The organism is Saccharothrix sp. BKS2 (assembly GCF_047689505.1).
Taxonomy (GTDB): Bacteria; Actinomycetota; Actinomycetes; order Mycobacteriales; family Pseudonocardiaceae; genus Actinosynnema; species Actinosynnema lopnurensis.
Genome location: NZ_JAUQOL010000002.1, coordinates 346,486 through 368,512, shown reverse-complemented (window position 1 = coordinate 368,512; position 22,027 = coordinate 346,486). Strand labels below are relative to the sequence as shown.

The 22,027-nt window shown below is 73.6% G+C and carries 23 protein-coding genes and 1 tRNA gene; 11 read left to right on the top strand and 13 right to left on the bottom strand.

Annotation, left to right across the window (positions count from 1 at the left end):
- Nucleotides 1-20 precede the first annotated feature (20 nt).
- A complete protein-coding gene (locus Q5530_RS04325; RefSeq protein WP_415360848.1) occupies nucleotides 21-1,655 on the bottom strand; it encodes a TM0106 family RecB-like putative nuclease in 1,635 nt (544 codons plus the stop codon).
- Nucleotides 1,656-1,760: 105 nt separating this feature from the next.
- On the opposite strand from Q5530_RS04325, the gene Q5530_RS04320 reads away from it, so the two are divergent.
- Nucleotides 1,761-2,192, top strand: coding sequence for a DUF6474 family protein (locus Q5530_RS04320; RefSeq protein ID WP_415360846.1), 432 nt, complete (start codon nucleotides 1,761-1,763; stop codon nucleotides 2,190-2,192).
- Here Q5530_RS04320 and Q5530_RS04315 read toward each other — a convergent pair.
- Nucleotides 2,173-3,828: a BCCT family transporter gene (locus Q5530_RS04315; protein ID WP_415360844.1), complete on the bottom strand. Its 1,656-nt coding sequence runs from the start codon at nucleotides 3,826-3,828 to the stop codon at nucleotides 2,173-2,175. The two genes, Q5530_RS04320 and Q5530_RS04315, sit on opposite strands and share 20 nt — an antisense overlap.
- A 91-nt stretch (nucleotides 3,829-3,919) precedes the next feature.
- Here Q5530_RS04315 and Q5530_RS04310 point away from each other — a divergent pair, with 91 nt between their 5' ends.
- The 4 genes from Q5530_RS04310 to Q5530_RS04295 are packed head-to-tail and all read left to right on the top strand — an operon-like array spanning nucleotide 3,920 to nucleotide 6,805.
- A complete protein-coding gene (locus Q5530_RS04310) occupies nucleotides 3,920-4,462 on the top strand; it encodes a hypothetical protein (RefSeq protein WP_415360842.1) in 543 nt (180 codons plus the stop codon).
- A gap of 29 nt (nucleotides 4,463-4,491) precedes the next feature.
- Entirely contained in the window at nucleotides 4,492-5,244 is a 753-nt protein-coding gene (locus Q5530_RS04305) for a YcnI family protein (RefSeq protein ID WP_415360841.1), read from the top strand.
- On the top strand, nucleotides 5,241-5,786 hold the full coding sequence (locus Q5530_RS04300) for a copper resistance CopC family protein (protein ID WP_415360839.1): 546 nt from the start codon (nucleotides 5,241-5,243) through the stop codon (nucleotides 5,784-5,786). Before Q5530_RS04305 ends, Q5530_RS04300 begins: the two co-directional genes overlap by 4 nt.
- Nucleotides 5,783-6,805 carry a copper resistance D family protein gene (locus Q5530_RS04295; RefSeq protein WP_415360838.1) on the top strand — a complete coding sequence of 341 codons (1,023 nt, stop codon included), beginning with the start codon at nucleotides 5,783-5,785 and terminating at the stop codon, nucleotides 6,803-6,805. Before Q5530_RS04300 ends, Q5530_RS04295 begins: the two co-directional genes overlap by 4 nt.
- Before the next feature lie 107 nt (nucleotides 6,806-6,912).
- Here Q5530_RS04295 and Q5530_RS04290 read toward each other — a convergent pair whose 3' ends face one another.
- Nucleotides 6,913-7,503 carry a hypothetical protein gene (locus Q5530_RS04290; protein ID WP_415360837.1) on the bottom strand — a complete coding sequence of 197 codons (591 nt, stop codon included), beginning with the start codon at nucleotides 7,501-7,503 and terminating at the stop codon, nucleotides 6,913-6,915.
- A gap of 127 nt (nucleotides 7,504-7,630) precedes the next feature.
- Between Q5530_RS04290 and Q5530_RS04285 the strand changes: the two genes are divergently transcribed.
- Nucleotides 7,631-7,888, top strand: coding sequence for a hypothetical protein (locus Q5530_RS04285; RefSeq protein WP_415360835.1), 258 nt, complete (start codon nucleotides 7,631-7,633; stop codon nucleotides 7,886-7,888).
- Nucleotides 7,889-7,924: 36 nt separating this feature from the next.
- On the opposite strand, the gene Q5530_RS04280 is transcribed toward Q5530_RS04285, so the two are convergent.
- The 3 genes from Q5530_RS04280 to Q5530_RS04270 all read right to left on the bottom strand — a co-directional run bounded on the left by Q5530_RS04280 (nucleotide 7,925) and on the right by Q5530_RS04270 (nucleotide 10,538).
- Entirely contained in the window at nucleotides 7,925-8,197 is a 273-nt protein-coding gene (locus tag Q5530_RS04280) for a hypothetical protein (protein ID WP_415360834.1), read from the bottom strand.
- A gap of 108 nt (nucleotides 8,198-8,305) precedes the next feature.
- Nucleotides 8,306-9,196, bottom strand: a complete 891-nt coding sequence (locus tag Q5530_RS04275; protein ID WP_415361170.1) for an aminoglycoside phosphotransferase family protein — start codon at nucleotides 9,194-9,196, stop codon at nucleotides 8,306-8,308.
- Between the two features lie 16 nt (nucleotides 9,197-9,212).
- Nucleotides 9,213-10,538 (bottom strand): helix-turn-helix domain-containing protein, encoded by a 1,326-nt coding sequence (locus tag Q5530_RS04270; RefSeq protein ID WP_380632843.1) that lies wholly within the window; start codon nucleotides 10,536-10,538, stop codon nucleotides 9,213-9,215.
- A 273-nt stretch (nucleotides 10,539-10,811) separates the two neighbouring features.
- On the opposite strand from Q5530_RS04270, the gene Q5530_RS04265 reads away from it, so the two are divergent.
- Together Q5530_RS04265 and Q5530_RS04260 are read left to right on the top strand one after the other, a co-directional pair.
- Nucleotides 10,812-11,132, top strand: coding sequence for a hypothetical protein (locus Q5530_RS04265; protein WP_415360832.1), 321 nt, complete (start codon nucleotides 10,812-10,814; stop codon nucleotides 11,130-11,132).
- A 13-nt stretch (nucleotides 11,133-11,145) separates the two neighbouring features.
- On the top strand, nucleotides 11,146-11,508 hold the full coding sequence (locus tag Q5530_RS04260) for a hypothetical protein (protein ID WP_380632765.1): 363 nt from the start codon (nucleotides 11,146-11,148) through the stop codon (nucleotides 11,506-11,508).
- A 349-nt stretch (nucleotides 11,509-11,857) separates the two neighbouring features.
- Here the strand turns inward: Q5530_RS04260 and Q5530_RS04255 are convergent, their stop codons facing one another.
- Genes Q5530_RS04255 through Q5530_RS04245 form a run of 3 tightly spaced genes read right to left on the bottom strand, consistent with a single transcriptional unit; the run spans nucleotide 11,858 to nucleotide 15,101 of the window.
- Nucleotides 11,858-12,643 carry an SDR family NAD(P)-dependent oxidoreductase gene (locus Q5530_RS04255; protein ID WP_415360830.1) on the bottom strand — a complete coding sequence of 262 codons (786 nt, stop codon included), beginning with the start codon at nucleotides 12,641-12,643 and terminating at the stop codon, nucleotides 11,858-11,860.
- A gap of 17 nt (nucleotides 12,644-12,660) precedes the next feature.
- Entirely contained in the window at nucleotides 12,661-13,884 is a 1,224-nt protein-coding gene (locus Q5530_RS04250; protein WP_415360829.1) for an MFS transporter, read from the bottom strand.
- Nucleotides 13,881-15,101, bottom strand: a complete 1,221-nt coding sequence (locus tag Q5530_RS04245; RefSeq protein ID WP_415360828.1) for a glycoside hydrolase family 1 protein — start codon at nucleotides 15,099-15,101, stop codon at nucleotides 13,881-13,883. Before Q5530_RS04245 ends, Q5530_RS04250 begins: the two co-directional genes overlap by 4 nt.
- A gap of 117 nt (nucleotides 15,102-15,218) precedes the next feature.
- Between Q5530_RS04245 and Q5530_RS04240 the strand changes: the two genes are divergently transcribed.
- Nucleotides 15,219-15,854: a TetR/AcrR family transcriptional regulator gene (locus Q5530_RS04240; RefSeq protein WP_415360827.1), complete on the top strand. Its 636-nt coding sequence runs from the start codon at nucleotides 15,219-15,221 to the stop codon at nucleotides 15,852-15,854.
- 27 nt (nucleotides 15,855-15,881) lie between these two features.
- On the opposite strand, the gene Q5530_RS04235 is transcribed toward Q5530_RS04240, so the two are convergent.
- Entirely contained in the window at nucleotides 15,882-17,063 is a 1,182-nt protein-coding gene (locus Q5530_RS04235) for an amino acid deaminase/aldolase (protein WP_415360825.1), read from the bottom strand.
- A gap of 61 nt (nucleotides 17,064-17,124) precedes the next feature.
- Between Q5530_RS04235 and Q5530_RS04230 the strand changes: the two genes are divergently transcribed.
- Nucleotides 17,125-18,402, top strand: coding sequence for a D-arabinono-1,4-lactone oxidase (locus tag Q5530_RS04230; protein ID WP_415360824.1), 1,278 nt, complete (start codon nucleotides 17,125-17,127; stop codon nucleotides 18,400-18,402).
- 35 nt (nucleotides 18,403-18,437) lie between these two features.
- Here the strand turns inward: Q5530_RS04230 and Q5530_RS04225 are convergent, their stop codons facing one another.
- From Q5530_RS04225 to Q5530_RS04215, 3 genes are all read right to left on the bottom strand, one after another.
- A complete protein-coding gene (locus Q5530_RS04225) occupies nucleotides 18,438-19,070 on the bottom strand; it encodes an SDR family oxidoreductase (protein WP_415360822.1) in 633 nt (210 codons plus the stop codon).
- A gap of 15 nt (nucleotides 19,071-19,085) precedes the next feature.
- Entirely contained in the window at nucleotides 19,086-19,703 is a 618-nt protein-coding gene (locus Q5530_RS04220) for a hypothetical protein (protein ID WP_415360821.1), read from the bottom strand.
- Nucleotides 19,704-20,560: 857 nt separating this feature from the next.
- Nucleotides 20,561-20,646: transfer RNA gene (locus Q5530_RS04215), tRNA-Leu, on the bottom strand.
- 115 nt (nucleotides 20,647-20,761) lie between these two features.
- Here Q5530_RS04215 and Q5530_RS04210 point away from each other — a divergent pair.
- On the top strand, nucleotides 20,762-21,952 hold the full coding sequence (locus Q5530_RS04210) for an FhaA domain-containing protein (RefSeq protein WP_415360820.1): 1,191 nt from the start codon (nucleotides 20,762-20,764) through the stop codon (nucleotides 21,950-21,952).
- Nucleotides 21,953-22,027 lie beyond the last annotated feature (75 nt).

Here is a 22,027-nt window from a genome sequence, read left to right as displayed (position 1 = left end):
ACCGGGTCGCTCCCGCTGCCTCAGAGGTCGCCCGCGAAGGGCAGGTCGTCCATGGCGTCCGAGGTCATCCACACCCGCAGGGCGTGGGTGGCCCGGACGTCGTCCTCGTTGTAGACCAGCAGGCGGTCGCGCTGCACGGGGTTCGGCGGGTGGCCGTCCATGCCCACCGCGTCGCGGTACCAGCGCATCGAGTTCTCGCCGCCCGCCTCCGGGTCGCGCCAGGTGAAGCCGGCCGCCGGGGCGATCGTCTTCAGGCCCTTGCCGTGGGCGCACAGGAACTGGTCCTGGACGATGCCGAACAGGTCGACCCAGGCGTCGGACTGGATGAACTCCTTCACCTGGGCGGTGGTCGGGATGCCGGGGCGGCCCTTGAACCGGGCGGCCGAGCCGAGCAGCCAGCGGTTCTCGGCCAGCTCGTTGTAGCAGTAGGCGCGGAAGGTCAGGCCCCGGGCGCGGGCGCGCAGCCGGACGTCGGTGAGCCAGCCCCAGAACTCGGCGAACGAGCGGGCCTCGTCGTCGCACGGCAGCGGTTCCCAGGTGGCGAACGCCCGGTAGCCGTGCGCCACGCCCACGTCCGCGCCGGACAGCAGGCAGCCCCACATGTAGGCGCCGAGGTCGCCGAAGCTCTCCATGTCGACGTCCACCTCCACGTCGGCGCGGGGGACGTCCATCCGCGACACGCGGCGCACCACGGTCAGGTCGCGCTGCCAGGCGCGGGCCAGGATCACCGCGTCCTCGTGGAGCATCCCGACCAGCGGGGTGACCGGGGTGCCCGGGTCCAGCTCGGCCAGCCGGTCGACCGTGGTGACGCCGACCTTGCGCAGGGCGGCGGCGTCCTCGCCGCGCACGACGAGGCTGACGTCCCCGGCCCGGCGCAGGTCCTCCTCGCACACCGGCCACCACGGGCAGCTGCGGCACTCGACGATGCGCGACGGCCTGGCCAGGGGCTCGGCGCCGGTGGCCGCCGCGGCGGCCACGGCCAGGCGGTCGGCGAAGCGCGAGTCGTACTCCGACAGGGCGGTGCGGCTGTTGGGCCAGTTCGGCGCCTCCAGGTCGTGCCAGACGACGACGTCGGCGTCCATGCCGACCACGCCGCCGGTCGCGCGGCCGCGCGCGGCGAACCCGGCCGCCTGGAGCTGGCGCTGGGCGTGGGCGAGGCGGAGCTGGTCGCGCGGCTGCGGGCGCACCTTGCGCAGCGGGTCGTGCCGGGAGCCGCCGGGCAGCGGGTGGGACAGCGGCGAGGTGCGGGCGCCCTGGCCGGGGTCGCTGACCTTGTGCCGGACCACGAGGACCGGCACGTAGCCGGTGGCCTCCCGGACCAGCAGGTCGATGCCGCCGCGCCGGCCGCCCACCGGGTCGCGCGGCAGGGCGGCGCCCCAGATGAACGGCACGCCCGCCGCCATCGCGGCGGCGGTCGCCCGCTCGCGGTCCGCCGCGGGGACGTCCTGCGGGACCTCCACCAGGTCGGAGCCGACGAACCGGCCCAGGGCCGCGGCCACCGCGCGGCGGTGCTCGCCGGCGTCGGCCCGGCGCTGTTGGCCGGTCGGGTCGGGCGGCGATTTCGGCGCGTCGCGCAGCGCGGGGTCGTGTTCGAGGTGCACCCGCCGCCGGCAACGAGTGACCACTCCGGCGTCGAGCTGCACCTGGGGAGTCACTGTTGCAGGGTAGGCCGCCGGGCACGTCCCCGTGCCGGCACCTCTCGGAGTCGAGTCGATCTTTTGCCCCGGCGGCTCTACTGTTTGCGGTGAGGAGGTGCCGCCATGGCGCGCGCGAAGGGCAAGGGGTTCACCCCGAGCAGGGCGAGGAACCTCGTGGGCGTGGCCAAGGTGCTGGCGCCCGCGCTGATCCCGGTGGTCATGCCGATCGCCGTCCGCACCGCCGCCCTGGTCAGCGACCGCTACGACCACTACCGGGCCTCCCGGCTGGGCGTGCCGGTCGACCAGCTGACCAGGTACTCGGGCCGCGGCGCGGCGCTGCACGCCCGGATCACGGGCTTCGACGAGGCCCTGGAGCAGGTGCGGGGAAGCGACCGGGGCTACGTGGAGACCACCGAGCGGCGGCTGGGCCAGCTGCTGGCGGCCGTGCGCGCCTCGGAGCGGATGCCCCCGGCACGGCGCCGGGCCGCGCACCGCGCCGTGTCGGCCGACCTGGACGGGTTGGAGGCCGAGCTGCTCAAACGCCTCGGCGTATGAGCCGCTTGACCAGGCGCAGGGCCTTCTCCTCCGGGTCCTGCGGCTGGAGCACCTCCTCGATGACCTCGGCGACCCGGGCCTCGCGCCGGATCAGCGGGTCGCTGCGCAGGTCGCGGGCCAGGGCCACGCACAGGCCGATCATCACCACCAGGAACGGCAGCGCGGCGATGATGGTCAGGTTCTGGAGGCCGGTGAGCCCGTTCGAGCCGCCGACCAGGAGCATCACCGCGGCCACCGCGCCGGTCAGCACGCCCCAGAAGACCACGACCGCCTTGGCCGGGCGGATCGAGCCGCGCTGGGAGAGCGTGCCCATCACGACCGAGGCGGCGTCCGCGCCGGAGATGAAGAAGATCGCCACCAGCACGATGACCACCACGCTCGCCGCGGTGGCCAGCGGGAAGCCGTCGAGCAGGGCGAACAGCTGCCCCTCCGGGGTGGCGGCGCCCACCAGGCCGGCGCCCTCGCGCTCGGCGAAGATGGCGGTGCCGCCGAACACGCAGAACCACATCAGGCTGACCAGGCTCGGCACGCCGACGACGCCGGTCACGAACTGGCGGATCGTGCGGCCCCGGCTGATCCGGGCGATGAACACGCCGACGAACGGCGTCCACGAGATCCACCAGGCCCAGTAGAAGATCGTCCACCCGGCCAGCCACTCCTGGGTGGCGTCGCCGCCGACCGCGGCCGTGCGGCTCGCCATGTCGGCCAGGTCTCGGAAGTAGTCGCCGATCGCGGCGGGCACCAGGTTGAGCACGAACACCGTCGGGCCGACGACGAACACGAACACCGCGAGCACCACGGCCAGCACCATGTTGGTGTTCGACAGCCACTGGATGCCCCTGGCCACGCCCGACACCGCCGAGGCGACGAACGCCGCGGTCAGCACCGCGATCACGCCCACCAGGACCGCGTTGCCCGCGCCGCCCAGCCAGCCCGCGGCGCGCAGGCCGCTGCCGATCTGGAGCGCGCCGAGCCCGAGCGAGGCCGCCGACCCGAACAGCGTCGCGAAGATCGCCAGCACGTCGATGGCCCGGCCCGCACCGCCCGCGGCGCGCCTGCCCAGCAGCGGCGCGAACGCCGCGCTGATCAGCTGGCTGCGTCCCCGCCGGAAGCTGCCGTAGGCGATGGCCAGGCCGACCACCGCGTAGATCGCCCACGGGTGCAGGGTCCAGTGGAACAGCGTGGTCGCCATCGCGGTCTGGACGGCCTCGTCCGTGCCACCCGGGACGGTGCCCGGCGGCGGCGACGCGAAGTGCGTCAGCGGTTCGTTGACCCCGTAGAACATCAGGCCGATGCCCATGCCCGCGCTGAACATCATGGCCACCCACGAGACGGTCCGGAACTCCGGCTCCTCGTCGTCGCGGCCGAGCGGGATGCGGCCGTAGCGGCTCACCGCCAACCACAGCGCGAACACCACGAACCCGGACGCGGAGAGCACGAAGGCCCACCCCAGGTTGCCGATCACCCAGTCCAGGACCGACCGCGCCACCCGGCCGAGGGACTCGGTGGCGAACACGCCCCACCCGATGAACGCGAGCGCGATGGCGGCGGCCACCCCGAAGACCACGCGGTCGGTCTGCCCGACGCGGTCGGCCGCGGGCGGGGTCTGCCGAACCGGTTCGACTGGGGCTGCCACGTCGGACTGCTACCCCGTCCGGCCCAGTTCAAACCACCCTTCGGCGGCATGGGCTCACGCCGGCGGGCCCCGACCTCCTAGGCTCTGGGGCGTGACCAGACGGCCGGCCCCGACCCGCTTCGCGCGGGCCGTGCTGCTGGCCGTCACCTCCGCGGCGCTGAGCGTCACCGCGCACGGCGCCGCGGGCGGCGAGTTCACCGAGTTCGCGGGCGCGCTGCCGCTGACGCTGCTCATCGCGTTCGCGGGCACGGCCCTCGCCGAGCGGGGCCGCACCCCGTGGACGATCCTGGCCACGCTGGGTCTCGCCCAGCTCGCGCAGCACGCGTTGATCAACCTCGGCCACCAGGCCCACGACCGGTCCGGCCCCGGGTTCGACCCGGTGGCGATGACCGCCGCGCACGTGGTCGCCGTGCTGCTGACCGGCCTGCTGCTGGCCCGCGCCGACGCCACGCTGCGCGCGCTGGCCACGGCCGCGGCCAGGCTGCTGCCGGTGCTGCCCGCCGTGCTCGCACCGGTGGAGCCGCCCCGGCCGCCGGCCCCCGTCCCGGTGCCGGACCGGCTGGTGTCGGTGCTGCTCAGGCGCGTGCACGGCCGCCGCGGACCACCACCGCTCCTGATTCCCCGAGTCCCCTGACCCTCCGGTCCTCCAGGAGCAACAACTCCATGTCGACAAATCGTTCCGCGTTCGCGAAGGCGGGCGCGGCGCTCGCCACCGCCGGTTTCCTCGCGCTCTGCACCGCCGGTGTCGCCTCCGCGCACGTCACGGCGTCCACGCCCGCGCCCGCCAAGCAGGGCGGCTACAGCAAGGTGACCCTGCGGGTGCCCAACGAGCGCCCCGACGCGGGCACCGTGAAGCTCGAACTGACCCTGCCCGCCGAGTACCCGCTGGCCTCGGTCAGCACCAGGCCCGTCCCGGGCTGGAAGGTCGAGGCGGTCAAGGAGAAGCTGGCCACGCCGGTGGAGAGCCACGGCCGCCAGGTGACCGAGGCCGTCCGCACGGTGGTCTGGACCGCCGAGCCGGGCACCCGCATCGAGCCCGGCCAGTTCAACGAGTTCGACCTGTCCGTCGGCCCGCTGCCGGACAACACCGAGCAGCTCCTGCTGCCGACCAAGCAGACCTACGACAGCGGCGAGGTCGTGGACTGGAACGCCCCGCCGCCCGCCGAGGGCGGCGAGGAGCCGGAGCGCCCCGCGCCGGTGCTGAACCTGGTCGCGTCCGACGGCGACGACCACGGCGCCGCCACCACGGCCGCCGAGGCGTCCTCGGAGGAGGGCGGCCACGCCACCGCCGCCGGCGCGACCGACGACACCGCCCGCTGGCTGGGCGGCGCGGGTCTCGCGGTCGGCGCGCTCGGCCTCGGGTTCGGCGCGGGCGCCGTGCTGCGGTCCCGCCGCTCGGGCAAGCCGACGGCATGAGGCGCGTCGTCTCGCTGCTGCTGACCGGCCTGGTCGCGGGCGCGGTGGTGCTCGGCACCGCCACGCCCGCGCTCGCCCACAACGTGCTGATCAGCAGCGACCCGAAGGACGGGTCGTCGGTGGAGGCCGGTCCGGCCGCGATCACGCTGACCTTCGACCAGCCGGTGACCGGCGGGGAGGGGTTCAACACGATCAGCGTCACCGGACCGGAGGGCACGCGCTGGGAGGCGGACGGCGAGCCGACGGTCAAGGACACCTCGGTCACGTTCCCGCTGCGCCCGCTGGGTCCGGCCGCCGAGTACGCGGTCAGCTACCGGATCCTGTCCGCCGACGGGCACCCGGTCAGCGGCTCGCTCAGGTTCACCCTGAGCAAGGCCGGTGACGGCACCCCCGCGCCCGCCGCCACCGGGTCCGCGCAGAGTTCGGCGTCGGAGTCCGGTGGCGGTGGCGGCCTGCCCATCTGGGTGTGGATCGCGGGTGCCGTGGTGCTGCTCGCGGGCGGGGTGTTCTTCGCCCTGCGGGGCGGTGGCGAGCAGCGATGACGGTGAACCGGACCACCGCTCCCCCCACCAGGTACTGGGTCGTCGGCGGGCTGCTCGCGGGCGGCGTCGCCGGCGTGCTGCTGGGCCTGGGCCTGTCGACCACCCCCGAGGTGGTCGGCGTCGCCGAGCCGGGAGCGGTGGTCCGGTTCGGCCACCCGGTCGTCCGGGTGCTGCTGGACCTGGCCGCCACGATCGTCGTCGGGCTGTCGCTGCTGCCGAAGCTGCTGGGCTTCAGCCGGCCCGCCATGACCGAGCCGGTGATGCGCCTGGCCCGGCCGGCCGCCGTGGTCGCGGCGGCGGTGTGGGCGTTCACCGCGCTGCTGTCGATCGTCATCAGGGCCCACGAGACCAGGCCGGACGTCGAGCTGACCATGACCGTGGTCGTGGACTACGTGCGGCGGGTCGGCGCCGGGCAGGGGCTGCTGTTCAGCGCGGTGTGCGCGCTGGTCTACCTGTGGATCGGCGTGCTGGCGGTGCGCAAGGGCGAGTCGGTGCCCGCCGAGCTGCGGATCCTGATCGCCATGTTCGGCCTGCTGCCGCTGCCGGTGACCGGCCACGCGTCGAACTGGAAGTACCACGACTACTCCATGATCTCGATGGAGCTGCACATCCTGGGCGCGGCCGCGTGGACCGGCGGGTTGGCGGCGCTGGTGGTCCTGGTGGCGCACCGGCGCGGGCTGCTGGCCGAGGCGCTGCCGAAGTTCTCCAGGCTGGCGACGGTGTCGCTGGTGCTGGTGTCGGTGACCGGGTTGTTCAACGGGGTGCTGGAGCTGGCGCTCAACCCGGTGATCACGCTGCCGGGCTCGCTGTTCACCACGTCGTACGGGTTGGTGCTGGTGGGCAAGGTGGTGTGCGCGGCGGGGCTGGCGGTGCTGGGCGCCCGCATCCGGTGGCGGCTGCTGCCCCACATCGCCCAGCACAAGCCGACCGCCGTGGTGGGGTGGGCGGCGTTCGAGCTGGTGGTGATGGGGGTGGCGTTCGGGTTGGCGGTGGTGTTGTCGCGGGCGCCGGTGGCGTGAGCGGGGCTGGTCGCCACCGCCTTTTCCCCGTGGTACCCAAAAACCCCGGAATGCCCGGACGCGGCGCACCTGTGGCATTTCACCCCACATGCGGATCGCCCTCTCGGTCACATGGCCCAGTCCTGTCCCACGAAGCGAAGTGACGGCCCGCAGTCGGCTCCTCGTGGTTCACCAAGAACCTCCTCCGCGTAGCGCTCGGGTTCGAAGAACCACGCACCCCGCTCCAACTCCGCCTGGGCACCGGACAGGCCGTCGAGGCTGGTGGGGAGGTGTTTCAGCACCCGGTGGCCGATCGACGCAAGCGATTGCGTCTCACGCGGGCCGCGTGGCGGGACGAGCTTGCCGTCGATCACCGTGTCGACGCGACCGGGCACCGGTTCCCGCAGCACGCCGCTGCTTTCGAGGAGGTGCTTGAACAACACCTCCGGGTCCACGTCCGCTATACCGGGCAGTTTGCGGGAAATGTGCTCCAGCGCCTCCTCCGACCGGAACTCGACCTTGCCGGCCGGGGTCAACCGCCAGGCCGGGTCGCGCGGCAGGACGCGTTTCCCGGTGTCGCCCGGCAAACCGGCGATCCCGCGTTCGGCGTCGCGCAGGTGCAGCAGCATGGTCAACGCCTTGGCGTAGAGGTCCACGCGGTTGCGCGGCGATTCCGAGCGGTAGGACAGGTTCAGCGCGCACAACATCGCGCACAGCAACGGGTTGCCGTGAGTTCGCGGAGGTGCGGACGTTCGAGTTGACCGCGCATCCGGCGTTCCGCCGCACCGCCGGGCAACCCGGCCGCCTCGTGCCGGCGCTCTCGGACCACGGTGGTTCAGTCGGCCCATGGCCGGTCGACCGATCCTCGTACCGGGCGCCACCGGCTCCACGGGCCGGCGGGTGTCCGCCCACCTCACCTCGCCGGGCCACCCGGTCCGCCGGGCCTCGCGGCACGGCGACGCGCGCTTCGCCTGGACCGACCGCGAGACCTGGGCACCCGCGCTGGAGGGCGTCGAGCGCGTCACCGGCCGGCCGCCGAAGGGCTTCCGGCGGTACGTCGAGCAGGCGTGGGAAGGGGGCGCGTGGCGGGAGGGGCGTCGGTGAGTGGCCTGTTCAGCGCGCCGAGCTGCGTTCGGCGCCCTAGTCGGCGATCAGTCGCCGTGAAGGATCGGTGCGCAGTTTGGTGAGCTCGGTCACTGCTCGGCGGCCGCGCCGGTCCAGTTCGGCGGCGTCGATCCAGCCGTTGGCGAAGTAGCGGTAGTCCTGGGCGAGCTTGACCAGTTCGGCCAGGTAGTCGGCGGAGCGGCGGCGGCGCTGCTCGTCGAACGAGGCGAGCAGCGGCAGCTGGGTGTCGACGACCTCGTCGATCAGGCGGGCGGCCTTGAGGGCTCGCCTCGCGCGCCGGCGCTTCACACCCGGCAGGTTTCCGACCACGTCGCCCCCCGTCCCGCAATCCCGTCGTTGCCTTGGTCGCACCACGGGCCGCGAGCGTTACCGGTTCGTTCCCCCACGCCCCCGCCTTCAGCGGTATGGCGTCCAGGGCGTCGTGGTGTCGCCCGCGCGCAACGCCTTGAGCCGGGCCTTCAGCTCCGGGCCCACGTCGGGGTGGCTGCGCATGATCGGCAGCACGCTGGTGGTCAGCTTCAGCTCCCTGACCTCGCGCAACACCTCGAACCCGGCCCACCGGACGACGTCGAAGCCGTACTCGTCGGCCAGCTGCCGGTACCACTCGCCGGAGTGCCCGAAGCGGGCGACGCCGACCGGCAGGGTGCTCAGGTCCCACTCGCGCGGGCCGATGCTGGTGGAGTCGAAGTCGCAGATCACCGGCCCGGACGGGCTGGGGATGAGGTTGCCCAGGTGCGCGTCGCCGTGCAGCACGCCCTGGGGCAGCGCCGTCCGCAGGTCGACCAGGCGGTGCTCCAGCTCCACGACCCGGTCCTCCAGGAACCGGCGGTCGTCGTCGGCCAGCTCCTCGGCGTCGGCGATGCGCCTGCGCACGTCGTCCAGCGGCGCCCACCGGGGCAGGGCGAACCCGGGTTCGGGCAGCGCGTGCACCTGGCGCAGCACCCGCCCCAGGTCGCGGCCGTCGACGGGAGGGCCGGACGCGGGCACGGTGTGCCAGACGGTGGCCAGGTGCCCGTCCACGGCCAGCGGCTGGAGGACGTCCTCGACCAGCCGCACCGCGGGCACGTCGTGGGCCGCGAGCCACCGCGCGACCTCGACCACCTTGCGCGCCCGGTGGCGCAGGTTCATCGACCCGACGATCCGCACCACGACCCGGTCACCGGGCAGCTCGAACACGGCGTTGCTGGTGAACTTGACCAGCCGCGCGCCCCGGTGCGACAGGCCCAGCCGGTCGCACAGCCGCCGCAGCACGCCGGTCAGCGCGGCGTGGGTGAACCTGCCGTCCAGGTCCGCGCGCCGCGGCTCAGGCAGCGCTGTCGCTGCCGGTGAACCTGGCGACGCGTTCGGCCAGTTCGCGGGCATTGGGGTTGTTCCGGCGCTTCTCGGCCTCGTGCAGGAGCGGCTTCATCCGGTCCTTCGTCCGCACGGACTTGAGCCCCTCGGACAGGTCGATGGCCTGCCGCCCGAGGCGGGCGCCGTGGTCGATGTCGCCGTCGAGCAGGTGGTTGATCGACAGCGAGGTGAGGTTGAACGACCGGCTGCGGCTCATGTCCTCGCCGTAGCCGCTGATCGCCTTGGTCAGGGCGGGGATCGCGGTGCGCGTGTACTTCTTCGCGTCGACCATCTGCGCCAGTTCGGTGTGGACCGTGCCGATCATCGCGGACAGGTCGTTGGAGTCGAAGAACTTGGCCCAGGCCGGCGCCTCGCCGATGTTGGCGCGGGCGAACTCGTCGCGCGCCCGGCCGAGCAGCTTGAGCGCCTGGTCGTCGGAGCCCATCTTCGCGTAGGCCCACGCCTCGTTGGCGCACAGGATGCCCACCGCGAGCTCCGAACCGGAGTTCTGCGCGGCCAGCTGGCCCAGCTGGAACACCTTCAGCGCGTCGTCCGGCGCGTCCTGGTGCAGGTAGACGCGGCCCATCCGGTAGAGGATGTTGGCGACCAGCTCTTCCTTCTTGCCCTGCTTCGCGAGCCCGAGCGCCTGGCCGAAGTGGTTGCGGGCCGAGTCGTACAGGCCGGTGTCGAAGGACGTCCAGCCGGCGAGGTTGTGCAGGTCGGCGAGGGCGACGTAGAGGCGCTCCTTGACCAGCTCGCTGGCGTTGGCGCCGAGCATCTGCTGGCCCCACGAGAGCTGGGCGACCACGGCGTCGCGGCACGAGCCGCCGCCGTACTGGTAGTCGAGCGTGCGCAGGGCCCGCGTGGCGGCCTCCACCTGCCGGACGTCGGTCATGCCGATGCGTCCGGGGGCCGGTGTCTGCGCGGGCGATGAAGCCCAAGACCCGGAGTCCGTACCGAACACGGCCGCGCCCACGGTGATGGCGGCGGCGTGCGCGAGGAACTTCCTTCGCTTCACCGACTCGTCCTCCTCAGAATGGGGTGCCTCCGCCGTGGCGGCCACCCGCACTGCCGTGGCCTCGTCGTAGGCGAGGCCCATGTATCCCCTGGGGACACCCAAGCCCTGGGCGATCCGCGCGAGGACGTCGTAGGCCATGACCTGGCGTCCCTTGAGGATCTCCGAGACCTCGGACTGCGACTGGCCCGTCAGCGCCGCGATCTGGCGCTGCGACACGCCGTGCCGGCGGAGCAGCCGGTAGACCGTGCTGATCTCGCGCCTGGCCAGCGCGTCCCGCATCTCCTGCTGGTCCCAGACGTCTGGTGTAACAGGAGAGCTCGGCGAACCGATGGTGTTCAATTGCGCCCCCTCACAGTCCTTTGGGCGTCAACGGCAGAGTAGGGGACTCCCCCAACCCCGAGAAGTACCGATCGGTGAGGCTGATCGGCCCTGCCGAACTCCGCTGACCGTTCACCGTGGATCGACCACCGGCCAGCGCTGTGACGTCCCGCTCCGACCCCAATCATCGCAATCTGGGTTCCGGTGAGCGAACGAGCACGGAGAGGAAACGTCGTGGAGCTGTTCGAGCGGGCGATGACCACCACGGGTCGATCCGCGCGTGCCGCCACCACGTCCGCTCCGGCCCCGGCCCCGGTGTCCACGCGGGGGCCGGCCGACGTCGGCTCCGGGTGGCGCGGCACGACCGGGCAGCGCCACTGGTGGCGGGTTCGATGCAGTGACGTGGTCGACCGGGAGCGCTGCCTCACCGTGCTGGTCGACCGGGACCGCGTGGTCCTGGTCGGTCCGCCCGGCGAGACGGCGGTGCTGTCCGCCGATCAGCTCGTACAGCTCAGGGCCGCGCTACGCGAGGCCGCCGAACAGGCGGAAAGGTGACGGTGACGTTTCGGTGGACGAGATCCTCGGACAAGTTCTTCGCAACGCGGTGTGGGAACGCCTGGACCTGCTCACCGAGCTGGCCAACGAGGCCGACGCCCCGTCCCTGCTGTCGGTGGCCCGCTCCGAGCTCCCCCGGCTGACCGAGGGGTGGCGGGCCCTGCTCGCCGCGCACGAGCCGGACGAGAAGGGCAACTGCCCCGAGTGCTCCGGGCGGTGGCGGCAGCAGAAGAGCCCCTGCTCGGTGTGGCGCGCCGCGTACGAACACCTGGTCGCGGGCGGTTTGGCCCCGCGCCCGGCTCGGCACCTCCGCTCGGCGCCGGTGACGCCTCCCGTCACCCGGTCGCGCCGCGGGGTGATCGCCCGAGCCCACTGACGGGCGGACCCGACCTCGTCGTTCCCCCGACGCGACCAGGTCGAGCACCCGCCTACTGGCCGGCGGTCCGGGACGTGCGAACCCCCGACCGCGACGAACGGACCGCCGGCCGGCCGAAAAACCACACAACTCAACAGACATCCGCGGGCCGGTGTTGTGCTCACCTTCCCTCCCCGACCGGCACTGGTCCGCGGGCACCACATCGGCCCCGATGTCCGCACCTCCCGCGCGGACATCGGGGCCGGTTCCACGTCCGGCCGGTTCGCCCGTGGGCGAAGTTGTGGTTTCGGTGCGACGAGCGACCGTTTTCGAGCGACGGGCGGTCGCGGCGTCCCGCGATGCGGGAGCGCTAGCGGTGGGTCCCGGTGCGCCAGGTCAGGTACGAGGTCAGGCGGGGGAACAGCCGACCGCCCACCTCGAACGCCTTCAGCTGCCACGGGAAGACCACCTCGTCGCGCTCCCGCTCGACCGCCCCCGCGATCCGCGCCGCCACCTGCTCGGGTGACACGGTCGGGATGAGCCGGGCGACGACCGGGATGCGCTCCTCCGCGCCGGGGTTGTTGGCGAAGTACCGGCTGCTCACCTTGCCCGGGATCACCTCGGTCACGCCCACGCCCGTGCCGCGCAGGTCGAGCCGGAGCGCGGCGGTGAGCCCGCGCAGGGCGTAGCGGGAGGCGGCGTAGCCGGTGGCGCCGGGGATCGGCAGCCGGGACACCGGCGAGTTCACCACGACCACCCGCCCGCTGCCGCGCGCCCGCATGCCGGGCAGGAGGGCCCTGGTCAGGTGCAGCGCCGCGCCGAACGGGAGGGCGATCATGCCGGCCAGCTCCGCGGCCGGGGTGTCGTCGAGGAACAGCCAGCGGCCGACGCCCGCGTTGTTGACCAGCACGTCCGGCGGCCCGTACTCGCGCAGGACCCGGGCGGCGAGCGCGGCGACCTGGTCGACGTCCGCGAGGTCGGCGGGCAGCGCGGCGGCGCGGCCGCCGGTCGCGGTGATCCGCTCGACCTGCTCGTCGAGCGCCGCCGCGCCGCGGGCCACGAGCAGCACGACCGCGCCGCGGTCCGCGAGCGCCCGCGCGGTCGCCAGTCCGATGCCCTGCGACGCGCCCGTCACCAGGACGGTCCTGCCGGTCACCCTCACGCCTGTCCCCCTCACGCCACCGAGCGAACCCTGGTCACGAACGCGGCCGCGCACAGCGTGGCGGCCGCCGAGGCGGCGAACAAGCCGCGGTAGCCGCCGAGCGCGCCGAGCAGCGCGGTGGCCAGCAGCGGGGCCACGACCTGCGGCAGCGAGTTCGCGATGTTGAGCACGCCCAGGTCCTTGGCGCGGTCCGACGCGGCCGGCAGCACCTGGGTCAGCAGGGCCAGCGCGACCGCCCAGTAGCCGCCGAACCCGAGGCCGAGCAGCGGGGCGGCGACCAGCGCCGCCACCCACGTCGGCCAGGCGACCAGCAGCAGCGCCGCCACCACCATCACGCCGGCCGACGCCAGCACGTAGGGCCGGCGGCGGCCGGTGCGGTCCGAGTGCGCGCCGAACCACCACGCGCTCGCGGCCAGCGCGACGCCGTAGAGCAGCATCAGCACCAGCAGGCCGTCCTCGGGTGACGGGTGGCGCACCACGTCGTCGAGGAAGTACAGCAGGTACAGGGTGCCGAACGCGTTCCCGAGGTTGATCATGAAGTGCGTGCCCCACGCCCAGGCGAAGTCCGGGTGCGCGCGCGGCGAGACCCACAGCTCGCGCCACCGCAGCGGGGGCCGGTGGGCCACCGGCAGCCGCGCGTCCGGCGTGACCAGCACGAACACCAGCGCGCCGACCAGCACGACCGCGGCGCACGCCAGGTAGCCCGCGCCCAGGCCGGTGACCAGCACGGTCACCACGACCGCGCCCAGCACGGTGCCGAGCATCTGCGAGACGCCGACCAGCCCACCGACCCTGGCCCGCTGCCGCACCGGCACCCGGTCGGGCACCGCGGAGGTCAGCGAGGCGAGCATCCCGTTCAGGCCGGCCTGCACCAGGCACCACCCGAGCGCCACCGCCGCGACCGACTCCGCCGAGGCCAGCACGACCAGGCCGGCCGCGCCGACCAGCGCGCCGGCCAGGGTCCACGGGTGCCGCCTGCCGAACCGGGAGGTGGTGCGGTCCGAGGCCAGGCCGACCAGCGGGTTCGCCAGCAGCGCCACCACCGCGCCCACCCCGGTGACCAGCCCGAACACCGCCTCCTTGGCCCCGGCGTCGAGCAGTTCGGCCTGGCGCGGCAGCAGCACCTGGATGGGCGCGTAGACGGCGAGCCACAGCCCGAGGTTGGCCAGGAACAGCCATGCCGCCCAGGACCGGCGGACCGGGGTGACCGGCTCGGCCAGCGCCTCGGTGCTCACCGCCGGACCCGATCGCGGTACCACCCGAAAGAGGCGCGCGGGGTGCGCTCCAGGGTCTCGTAGTCGACGTGGACCAGGCCGAACCGCTGCGAGTACCCGGAGTCCCACTCGAAGTTGTCCATCAGGGACCACACGAAGTAGCCGCGCGCGCCGGCCTCCAGCGCGGCGTCCGCGTGCGCGGCCAGGTACCCGATCCGCTCGGTGTCCTCCGGCGAGTGCTCGTAGCTGCACCCGCTCTCGGTCACGTAGACGGGCGGCAAGTCGACAAAGCGATTCCGCAACATGGAGATCATCTCGGTCAGCCCGGCGGGCACCACCGGCCACCCGAACCCGGTCCGCGGGTACTCGGGGATGTCGACCAGCTCGAACGGCAGCGGGTTGCCCGGCGAGGGGGCGCGCACCCGCGTCGGGTTGTAGTAGTTCACCCCGTAGAAGTCGAGCGGCGCGGACGTCACCGCCAGGTCCCCGTCCCGCACGGGCATCCGCTCGGCGAGCCGGTCGGGGTAGCGGCCGGCCAGCAGCGGGTCGGCGAACAGCCAGTTGTGCAGGTCGGCGTAGGCGTCGGCCGCCTCCGGGTCCCCGTCCGCCCAGACGGGCGTGTGGTTGTTCGCGGTCCCCACGGCACGCGCCCCGGCCGCGCGCAGCGCCCCCACCGCGAGCCCGTGCCCGAGGTTGAGGTGGTGCGCGGCGGGCAGCGCGTCGAACAGCAGCGACCGGCCCGGGGCGTGCTGCCCGATCGCGTGACCCAGCAGGGTGATGATGGCCGGCTCGTTGACCGGTATCCACATCGCCACCCGGTCGACCAGCCGGTCCGCCGCGGTGGTCGCGTAGTCGGCGAAGCGCCGCGCGGTGTCCCGCTCCAGCCAGCCGCCCGCCTCCTCGACCTCGACCGGGGTGTCCCAGTGGTACAGCGTGACGACGGGCGCGATGCCCGCGGCCAGCAGCTCGTCCACCAGCCGGTCGTAGAACCCCAGGTCACCGGCCAGCACGCGGGGCCAGGAGATCGAGAACCGGTAGGCGCCCACGCCGAGCGAGCGCAGGAGGGCGACGTCCTCGCGGTAGCGGTGGTAGTGGTCGCAGGCGACCGAGGCGTCCTGGCCCCCGAGCGCGGGGAACGCGTCCCACACCGACGGTCGTCGGCCCGCCGCGGTGAACGCGCCCTCGACCTGGAACGCCGACGTCGACACACCCCACAGGAACCCGTCGGGCAGGGTCACGCGCGCCTCCAAACATGAAAGTGATTCGGATCGTAGGCGTGTTGCGCCGCGAAGTGAAGTGCGGAAGCCCGTGAACGGGCACTATGGAAGCCCGCAGTCCAGCCCGCAGGAGTCGCCGTGACCAGTACGACCCCGCTGCGCCGCCAGCCGGTGCAGCAGCGCAGCGCCAAGCGCGTCGAGCGGATGCTCGAAGCCTGCGCCCAGCTCATCGAGGAGGTCGGCTACGACGGGGTGACCACGACACTGATCGCCGAACGCGCGGGCGTGGCGGTCGGCTCGCTGTACCAGTTCTTCCCGGACAAGCGGGCCGTCGTGCAGGCGCTGACCCTGCGCAACCTGGAGAAGTTCATCCAGACGGTGGACGGCAGGTTCGGCTCGGCCACCCTGGAGCACTGGTGGGACGCCGTCGACTCGATCTTCGACGTCTACGTCCAGATGCACCGCGAGGTGCCCGCGTTCTCCCGGCTGCACTTCGGCGACGTGGTCGACATGCGGCTGCTGGACGACCGCCGCGACAACAACACCGTCATCTCCGACCGCATCTCCGAGATGATCTCGACCAAGTTCGACATCCCGCTCGACGAGATCCAGCTGCCGATCTCGATCGCGGTCGAGGCCGCGGACGGCGTGCTGAACCTGGCCTTCCGCCGGGACGCCGCGGGCGACCCGAGGATCCTGGACGAGGCCAAGGTCCTGGTCCGGGGCTACCTGTCCACCCGGATGCCCGACCAGCCGGACACCCGACCGGCCTGATGCGCCCGACCAGCCGGACGCGCCCGACTAGCCGAAGCACCGCCCTTCGCCCCGGTAGGTGGGCACGGTCCGCTCGACCACGTCACCGCGCACGAGGTGGTAGTGGGTGAACCGCTCGGCCAGCTCCCCCGCCTTGGCGTGCCGGAGCCACACCCGGTCGCCGGGGCGCAGCGAGTCCGCCGCCCGGCCGACGACCGGGGTCTGCACCTCGCCCGCGCCCTCCAGCGGCAGCAGCCTCAGCCCCACCGGCAGGTAGGGGGTGGGCTGCCGGTCGGCGGTCGCCGTGCCCGACGCGACGTACCCGCCCGCGAACAGCGTGGCCACCCCGGAGGCCGGCCGGCGCACCACGGGCAGCGCGAACAGCGCCGCGGGCCTGGGCCGGAACCCGCGGTAGCCGTCGAACAGCGTCGGCCCGACCAGCCCCGACCCGGCGGCCAGCTCGGTCACCGAGGGGTCCGCGGCCGTGACCTCCAGGCTGCCCGTGCCGCCGCCGTTGACGAACTCCAGCTCGGCGACCCGGCGCACCGCGCGCACCGCCGCCGCGCGCCGCTCGACCAGCTCGTCCCCCGAGTGCCGCTGCATCCAGCGCAGCACCGCGCCGCGCAGCGGCCGGCCCGGCGGCCGGTCGCCCAGCCCGGCGATCTGCCCCTCGTAGGCCATCACGCCGACCAGCCGGAACCCCGGCCGCCGGACGATCTCCGCGGCCAGCCGGCCCGCGTCGCGCGCGGTGTGCACGGGCGAGCGCCGGGGCCCCACGTGCAGGCCGGGCACCGGGCGCCAGGACACGTCCAGCTCCAGGCAGACCCGGATCTCGGGGTGGCCCGCGCCCAGCGCGGCCCGCACCACGTCGAGGTGCTCGACCGAGTCCACCACCACGCTGACCCGCGCCCGCGCCCGGTCGTCCGCGGCCAGCCGGCGCAGCGCCTCGGCGTCCACGGTCGGGTAGGCCACCAGCAGGTCGTCGGCCAGGTCCTCGTCCGACAGCCACAGCGCCTCGGGCAGCGAGTAGCACATCACCCCGGCGTACCCGGGCCGCGCGAGCACCCGCTCCAGCAGCGCCCGCACCCGCACGGACTTGCTGGCCACCCGGATGGGGCGGCCGCCGGCGCGGCGCACGAGGTCGTCCGCGTTGTGGTCGAAGGCGTCCAGGTCCACGACCGCGAACGGCGGGTCGAACCCCTTGGTCGCGGCATCAAAGGACGTGCGCATGGCCTTACGGTACTTGAAAGGTGAAAGCCATTCACCTACGGTGACACCCCGGAGGTGGGCATTGGGGACCCCGTGGACCAACTGGGCGCGCACGGCGTCCGCGAACCCGCACCGCGTGGAACGCCCGGCGAGCCGGGACGAGCTGGCCGAGGTGGTCGCGGGGGCGTCCGCCGTGCGCCCCCGCGGCAGCGGGCACTCGTTCACCGCCATCGCCGCGGCGCCCGGCGTCGCCGTCGACCTGGTCGACTGGACCGGCGTCACCGAGGTGGCCGGCACGCTGGTCACGGTCCGCTCGGGCACCACGTTGCGGCAGCTCAACGCCCTGCTCGACGCCCTCGGCCTGGCCCTGCCCAACCTCGGCGACATCGACGCCCAGACCGTCTCGGGCGCCATCTCCACCGGCACCCACGGCACCGGCGCGCGGCTGGGCGGCCTGGCCACCCAGGTCGCCGCGCTCGAACTCGTCCTCGCCGACGGCACGGTCACCCGCTGCTCCCCGGAACAGGACCCCGACCTCTTCGCCGCCGCGCGCGTCGGCCTGGGCGCGCTGGGCGTGATCAGCACGATCACCCTCCGGTGCGTGCCCGCCTTCGTGCTCCACGCCCGCGAGTCACCCGCGCGCCTCGACGCCGTCCTGGAGGAGTTCGACCACCTCACGGCCACCGAGGACCACGTGGAGTTCCACTGGTTCCCGCACGCCGACCGGGTGATCCTCAAGCGCAACAACCGCACCGGCGAACCGGCGGCGCCCCTCTCGGCGGCCCGCCGCTTCTACGAGTACGAGGTGGTGGAGAACGGCGCGTTCGGCCTGGTCTGCCGCCTGGCCAGGGCCGTGCCGGCGACCACCCGGGCGCTCAACCGCGTCTGCGGCGCGCTGGTCTCCGAACGCGTCTACCGCGACGTCTCCCACCGCGTGTTCGTCACGCCGCGCCGCGTCCGCTTCGTCGAGACCGAGTACGCCGTGCCCCGGGCCGCCCTGCACGACGTGCTGCGCGAGCTGCGGGCCGTCGTCCCCCGGCTGGACCACGGGGTGATCGTGCCGGTCGAGGTCCGGGTCGCCGGGGCCGACGACATCTGGCTGTCCACCGCGCACGAGCGCGACACCGCCTACGTCGCCGTCCACCAGTACCTGGGGATGCCGTACCGGCGGTACTTCGACGCGTTCGAGAGGATCGCGAACTCCGTCGGCGGCCGCCCCCACTGGGGCAAGATGCACTCGCTCACCGCCGACACCCTGCGCGAGCGCTACCCGCGCTTCGACGACTTCCGCCGCGTCCGGGACCGGCTGGACCCCACGCGCAAGTTCGCCAACGACCACCTGGCCCGGGTGCTGGGCTGAGGGCCCGGGGCCGAGGGCTCGGGAGTTCGCGGGGGCTAGAACGCGTCCTCGACCGGGACGTCCCCGGAGATCAGCTCGTAGGTGCGCCGCACCGTGCCCGGCCGGTCCAGCAGCGCCACCACCACGGCGGCCACGTCGCCGCGCGGCACCGACCCCCGCAGGGGCTCCTCGGCCAGCCGCACCAACCCGGTGGGCTCCTCGTCCGTCAGCCGGCCGGGGCGCAGGACCGTCCAGTCGAGGTCCCGCTCCCGCAGGTCGTCCTCGGCGGCGCCCTTCGCCCTCAGGTAGGCGTCGAACCCCTCGTCCCCCGTGGTCCGCCCGATACCGGAGCTGCTGATCTGCACGAACCGCCGCACACCGGCCCGCTCCGCGGCGTCGGCCAGCAACGCCGAGGCGCCCCGGTCGACGGTGTCCTTGCGCTCCGGCCCGCTGCCCGGCCCGGCGCCGGCGGCGAACAGCACCGCGTCCGCGCCCGCCAGGTGCCCGGCGACCGAAGCGGCGTCCGCCGCCTCCAGGTCGCACAGCACCGGATCCCCACCCGCGGCCCGCACGTCGGCGAAGTGCCCGGGGTTGCGCACCAGCGCCACGGCGCCGTCACCCCGCGCCGCCAACAGCCGCTGCGCCAACAACGCGATCTTGCCGTGCCCGCCCGCGATCACCACCAGCATGGGAACGACGGTAGATCAGGACGCGGTCGCCAGCACCTGCTCGTAGACCAGTTCATTCACCCAACGGGTGGTGGCGGTGTCCTCGACCGGCACGGTCTCGTTGCGGCCGGCCACGTCCGTGGACAGGGTCAGGTCCTCGTCGGCCAGCAGGACCGACACCCCGTAGCGCCGCACCCGCGGCAGGCAGTTGGCCAGGTAGTCGTGGGTGAACGCGACCGAGGCGGGCAGCACCGCGGCGGCGTTGCCGAACCGCGCGAACGGCACCGCCGAGGCCAGCGCGGTCCGCCAGTGGCGGGCCACCGCCAGCACGCCCACGATCCGCACCGCCGTCGGCGGCACCCGGCCGTCCATCTCCGGCCACACCCAGGTGGACACCGTGGTGCGGTCGGGCTCGGGCCCGGCGCCCACGCACACCCGCTCGGCGTGCGCGTCGGCCAGCAGCTCGGCCACCACGATCACGCGGCGACCCATGAGGACCATCTCCGGCAGCACCACGCCGTGCCAGCCGAGGCGGACCGCCGCCGCGGCGGCCAGCTCCTCGGCGGAGCCGGGCAGTTCGGGAACGGGGATCGCGGTGGCCGACAGCGCCCGTGCTTCACCGGTGTCCGCGATCCGTGCTGGGGTGCTGCTCACGCCAGGGCCTCCTCGGCAACCACGGCGGGACTCCCCGCCGCGTTTCGACTCGTGCTCTGGACAAGGCGTACCAGGTCACCCCTACCCCGCTCGCGGCTCGACGGCGCTCCTGCGATCGGCGGCGTCGAGCGGTCGGTAACCGGTCGCCGGGCGTCCGGCCGACTTCGGTCCGGCGGTGCTGCCGTCTGGGTGACCCCCCGGACCCCGGCACCCGCGAACCGGTGCTCAGAGTGTGCGTGCGACGCCTGGAACGCCCTCCGGAACGGGCGCCGGACCGGCGCCGCGAACCGCATCGCCGACCGCTCGCCGCACCAGAACGACCGACCAACCCCGCTCCAGGCACGGCCGCGACCAGCGGTTGTGTCCCGGCTCACACGGTTCGGCCCGTGCCGGCACGACCGATGCCGGACCGCCCCGTCCGACGCCCGGCGCGGCCTCCGCGCAGATGCTCGGGAGTACCCCCGGCAGCCCGACCCACACCGGACCCGCCCCCGGCGCGGCCCGCCCCGGAGTACCCCCGAGGGCTCGACCAATGCCGGACGCGCCCGCCCGGAAGTACCCCCTGCCGACCCCGCCCAACACCGGACCCGCCCTCGCCGAGAGCACCCGGGAACGCCGCCGACGGACCGGCCGGCCGGGGTCGGGCGGGCGATTGCGCCATCCCGAAGTGGAGTAAGGCGCGTCACACACTCCGCGATCCCCGGGGGTGGACCGCCGGTCCCGCCACGGACGGACGCCGCGAACCGGGTGAACTCACTGGGCCAAGCGAGTGATGTAGCTCACCGCCGACGCGGGGCCCGGGGAATGATGGTGGAAAAGCAGCAGGGCCCCGCGGGTGAACCACGGGGCCCTGCTGCTGGTGGGCGAGGGGGGAGTTGAACCCCCACGTCCTTTCGGACACACGGACCTGAACCGTGCGCGTCTGCCATTCCGCCACTCGCCCTGGCGACGAGAGGAACCCTAGCACGGCCTCCGACCGAGTTACCAATCGCCCCGTGTACGGGTACCCCACCCCGGATACGATCGGTAGTAGAAGTCGACCGAGTCGGAGGGTTGCCGTGGGCCTCGTACAGCGCTTCGAGCGCCGTCTCGAAGGCATGGTGGGCAATACCTTCGCGCGCGTGTTCGGCGGCAACGTCGTCCCGCAGGAAGTGGCCCAGGCACTACAGCGGGAGGCGGAGGGCAACATCCGCGAGTTGGCGGGTGGCAGGTTGCTCGCACCGAACCACTTCCAGGTCCTGCTGGGTCCGCAGGACCACGATCGGCTTGCCGGGGACGGCCAAGATGAACTACGCATCACCCAGCTTCTCGGGGACTCCATCCGGGAGCACCTGGAGGAGAGCGGATGGGATACCTATGGTGACGTCGTAGTCTCCCTGGAGCGCTCCGACGCGCTGCACACCGGACAGTTCCGAACCAGCTCGTCCGTCGACCCCGACGTGAAAGTTGCCAGCCGACGGTCAGCACCACCTCGCACTGCAGGAGACGGATCCATGAGCCAGCCTCCCGGCTACGGACAAGGACAGGGCCAGCCCGGCTACGACCCCTACGCGCAGGGCGGCTACGGCCAGCAGGGCTACGACCAGCAGCAGGGTTACGGCCAGCAACCGGGCTACGACCAGCAGCAGGGTTACGGCCAGCCCGGCTACGACCAGCAGGGCTACACCGGCCAGCAGCAGCCCGGCTACGACCAGGGCTACGGCCAGCAGCCGGGCTACGACCAGGGCTACGGCGGGCAGCAGCCGGGTTACGGCCAGCAGCCCGGCTACGACCAGGGCTACGGCCAGCAGGGCTACGACCAGGGCTACACCGGCCAGCAGCAGCCCGGCTACGACCAGGGCTACGGCCAGCAGCCGGGCTACGGTCAGCCGGGCTACGACCAGGGCTACGGCGGCCAGCAGGGCTACGGCGACCCGTCGCAGGGCTACGCCCCGCCGGCGGTCCAGTCGGGCCCGCGCCAGCTGAGCGCCACGCTGCACCTGGACGACGGCTCGAACCGCACCTACAACCTCAAGCAGGGCGGCAACGTGGTCGGCCGCGGCCAGGAAGCCGACTTCCGGCTGCCCGACACCGGGGTCTCCAGGAGGCACCTGGAGATCACCTGGGACGGGCACAGTGCCATGCTCGCTGATCTCGGTTCGACAAACGGCACCACGGTGAACGGCACACCGGTGCAGACTTGGCAGCTCGCGGAAGGCGACGTCGTCCGCATCGGCCACTCCTCGCTGGTCTTCCGCACCCAGGGCTGACCGGCCGACCCCGACCGGCCAGAGCCGACCGGCCGGGGTTGTTCGACCGGGGGCGTTCGGCCCGGGTCCGACCGA

Bases quoted from the DNA above. Each gene is read 5' to 3' on its own strand.
- Q5530_RS04305 (WP_415360841.1), top strand. From the start codon at position 4,492: ATGTCGACAAATCGTTCCGCGTTCGCGAAGGCGGGCGCGGCGCTCGCC.
- Q5530_RS04320 (WP_415360846.1), top strand. From the start codon at position 1,761: ATGGCGCGCGCGAAGGGCAAGGGGTTCACCCCGAGCAGGGCGAGGAAC.
- Q5530_RS04285 (WP_415360835.1), top strand. From the start codon at position 7,631: ATGGCCGGTCGACCGATCCTCGTACCGGGCGCCACCGGCTCCACGGGC.
- Q5530_RS04235 (WP_415360825.1), bottom strand. From the start codon at position 17,063: ATGCGCACGTCCTTTGATGCCGCGACCAAGGGGTTCGACCCGCCGTTC.
- Q5530_RS04300 (WP_415360839.1), top strand. From the start codon at position 5,241: ATGAGGCGCGTCGTCTCGCTGCTGCTGACCGGCCTGGTCGCGGGCGCG.
- Q5530_RS04270 (WP_380632843.1), bottom strand. From the start codon at position 10,538: ATGCGGGACGCGCTGGCCAGGCGCGAGATCAGCACGGTCTACCGGCTG.
- Q5530_RS04225 (WP_415360822.1), bottom strand. From the start codon at position 19,070: ATGCTGGTGGTGATCGCGGGCGGGCACGGCAAGATCGCGTTGTTGGCG.
- Q5530_RS04295 (WP_415360838.1), top strand. From the start codon at position 5,783: ATGACGGTGAACCGGACCACCGCTCCCCCCACCAGGTACTGGGTCGTC.